This window comes from Belnapia arida (assembly GCF_016773205.1).
Taxonomy (GTDB): domain Bacteria; phylum Pseudomonadota; class Alphaproteobacteria; order Acetobacterales; family Acetobacteraceae; genus Belnapia; species Belnapia arida.
Genome location: NZ_JAETWB010000147.1, coordinates 1 through 1,084, shown reverse-complemented (window position 1 = coordinate 1,084; position 1,084 = coordinate 1). Strand labels below are relative to the sequence as shown.

The 1,084-nt window shown below is 73.0% G+C and carries 1 protein-coding gene; it reads right to left on the bottom strand.

The genetic code is table 11. From position 1 onward, the window contains the following. Positions 1 to 993, bottom strand: a 993-nt coding sequence (gene tnpC / locus JMJ56_RS33110) for an IS66 family transposase (RefSeq protein WP_202836120.1), incomplete at its 3' end; no start/stop codon positions are given. Between the last annotated feature and the right edge of the window lie 91 nt (positions 994 to 1,084).

Below are 1,084 nucleotides of genomic sequence, written 5' to 3'. Positions count from 1 at the left end.
CCAGCAGGCCGCCTCGACGACGCGCCCGCCCTCGTAGAGGCTCTCGAACCCGCCGTAGCCGTCGGCCTGCAGCACGCCGGTGAACGGCGTCAGATGCGCCTTTGGGTGCTCGGCCTTGCGATCTGGGCTGTAGCGATAGAGCACGGCGGGCGGGGTCTTGGAGCCATGCGGGCGCTCGTCGCGTAGGTAGGCCCAGAGCCTGCCGGTCCTGGTCTTGCCCGTCCCTGGCGCCAGCACCGGGACCGGCGTGTCGTCGGCGTGCAACACGCCCCCGGCCATGACGTGACGAGCCAACGCCTCGACGAGGGGGCGGAGCAGTGCTGCCGACTGGCCGACCCAGTCGGCCAGCGTCGAGCGCTCCAGCGTGACGCCCGCGCGGGCGTAGATCCCGCTCTGCCGGTAAAGAGGCAAGTGGTCGGCATACTTCGCCACCAGCACATGGGCGAGCAGGCCCGCGGTGGCGCGCCCACGGACGATCGGCAGGGAGGGTGGCGGCGCCTGTGTAATCGTCTCACAGGCCCGGCAGGACAGGCGCGGGCGGACGTGGCGGATGACGCGGAACTGCCCCGGCACGTAGTCGAGGACCTCAGTGACGTCCTCGCCCAGGCGCCGCAGGGCACCCCCGCAGGCCGGGCAGGCGCAGACATCCGCCCCGTGCTCGACCGTCTCGCGTGGCAGGTGGTCCGGCAGGGGACGGCGCGCGGGCTTGCGGCGCTCCGGGCGCTCCTGCGTGCCCTCGCCAGCCTGGGGGACATCCGGCTCTGCCGGGGCAGGCGCGTCCGTCTCCAACTCCTCCAGCGCCAGCTCGAGCTGGTCGGCCTCGCGGGAGAGCCGTTCCGACGAGCGGCCGAACTGCATGCGGCGCAGCCGGGCGAGCTGGAGCCGCAGGCGCGCGATGAGCTCGCGCTGGCCGGTGAGCTCGGCATGCTGCGCCAGCACGATCGCGCGCAGCGCCTCCACGTCGTCCGGCAGGGATGCGGGGTCGAGCTCCACGATAGCATCGTCGTGCACCGCGCCGCGTCGGGGCGAATGAATCTGCTGCGAGTACGACTACCCAGCCATCTCCGGCCGCCAGGTGCGGGTG